The organism is Treponema sp. UBA753 (assembly GCF_002297325.1).
Lineage (GTDB): Bacteria > Spirochaetota > Spirochaetia > Treponematales > Treponemataceae > Treponema_D.
The window spans coordinates 20717-22464 of sequence record NZ_DBKJ01000050.1 but is presented as its reverse complement, the minus strand read 5'-3'; the positions used below and the strand labels follow the sequence as shown (position 1 = coordinate 22464).

At 29.7% G+C, this 1748-nt stretch carries 2 protein-coding genes; one reads left to right on the top strand and one right to left on the bottom strand.

The annotated features are described in order from the left end of the window. Positions 1 to 16 precede the first annotated feature (16 nt). Positions 17 to 1207, bottom strand: a complete 1191-nt coding sequence (locus B4C08_RS04315; protein WP_296663311.1) for an ATP-binding protein — start codon at positions 1205 to 1207, stop codon at positions 17 to 19. Positions 1208 to 1440: 233 nt separating this feature from the next. Here B4C08_RS04315 and B4C08_RS04310 point away from each other — a divergent pair. Continuing rightward, on the top strand, positions 1441 to 1748 hold a 308-nt coding region (locus B4C08_RS04310), incomplete at its 3' end, for an AAA family ATPase (protein WP_296663308.1).

Here is a 1748-nt window from a genome sequence, read left to right as displayed (position 1 = left end):
CAATTCTGCAAAAATACTATTCGCTAAGCCAGTTTACAATATCAACAATGCGAATTCCCTCGTAGGAATATTCATCATGCCTTGTTCTTGCAATAATCAGCTTAGGATATGCGTCTTTTATACCTAAAAGCGGAACTGTTTCTCTTTTAAAGGTTTCTTCGCCTGAAATATCATCACTTACCTGAATATAAATCTTTTCATTGCGTTTAATTGCAACAAAATCAATTTCTTTCTTATAAAGCACGCCTGTATAAATTTCATAGCCGCGCCGCAGCAATTCTATTGCAACAATATTTTCATATATTCTGCCATAATCAAAATTTTTTGTTCCCAATTTTGCATATTTAAACGAATGATCTGCAAGGTAATATTTATCTTGACTGGACAAATATTTTTTTCCGCGTATATCATAACGGCGAATTTTATAAAAAGCAAAGGCATTGCATAAATAGCTCAAATACGCACTTATTGTCTTGTTGTTTGTTTTCTCCTGATTTGAAGCAAGAGAATTTGCAAGGCTTCGGGCAGAAACTTCACATGAAATATTATCAAGCAAAAAATCATTCAGCTTTTCAAGCAAGGCAATGTTTTTAATTTTATATTTTTGCTTTATATCTCGGACAATCAAAGTATCAAAAACTTCTCTAATATAATTATATTTTGATTTTTCAGAAGGATAAACAAAAGAACCTGCCATGCCTCCTTCCCTAACAAAATTGTCAAAAGCTTGATTTTTTTCAAGCCCATTAAAATATTTACAATATTCTTTAAAAGAAAAAGGAAAAACAGGAATTTCATAAGTTCTGCCTGTAAAAAGCGTCGCCAAATCACTAGAAAGCAAAAACGCATTTGAGCCAGTTATATAAATATGAAACTTTTCTGAATCATGAAGCGAATTGATTGTTTTTTCAAAGCCTTCGCAAAGCTGAATTTCATCAATAAAAAGAAAATTTTCACAGTTTGAATCAAATTTTTCCTGCACATAGGAATTCAACGCATGATATTCTGTAAGATTTTCAAAACTTATGTCATTAAAATTTATATGGATAATATTCGCATTTTTTACAGAATTTTTTACGTACTCAATAAAAGTTTCCATAAGTTTAGATTTTCCAGAACGCCTTATGCCAGTTATTACTTTTATGTCAGGCGTTTGAACAGATTCCTTAAGCAAATCCAAATATTCTTTTCTTTCCACCAGTTTCATGCTTGAATTATACTCTGTCTATTTCCCAAAATCAACAATTTTTCAATTTTGAGAAACAGAAAATCATTTTCATTTCCCATTTTTAATATTTTTTCATTTTTGGGAAATAGAAAAGCAAAGTAAATACAAACTTTTTATTGTGTTTCAGTAAAAACTTTATAAAGTTACACAGTTTTTATTTAAACTCAGTAAAAACTATGGAAAAAGATTGAATTCCGTGATATTCTTTTTTTATGAATATGCCTGAAAACCAATTGTTTTTAAGAAAAGAATATTTGGAAGAACTTAAAAAGTACAAAGACATCCCTCTTGTAAAAATTCTTTCAGGAATCCGCAGATGTGGAAAATCATCTATATTGTCATTGTATAAAAGCCTTTTGCAAAAAAGCGGGATAGAAGAAAAACAAATTGTTTCTATTTCCTATTCAGATATGGATTTTTCATCTGTTGCAACGGCAAATGAAATGTATCAAGATATTCTGCAAAAAATGCCAAAAGATAAAAAATGCTATCTTCTTCTTGATGAAGTTCAAGTTATTGA

Excerpts from the sequence above, each read along its gene's own strand:
- B4C08_RS04315 (WP_296663311.1), bottom strand. The coding sequence starts at position 1,207 with ATGAAACTGGTGGAAAGAAAAGAATATTTGGATTTGCTTAAGGAATCT.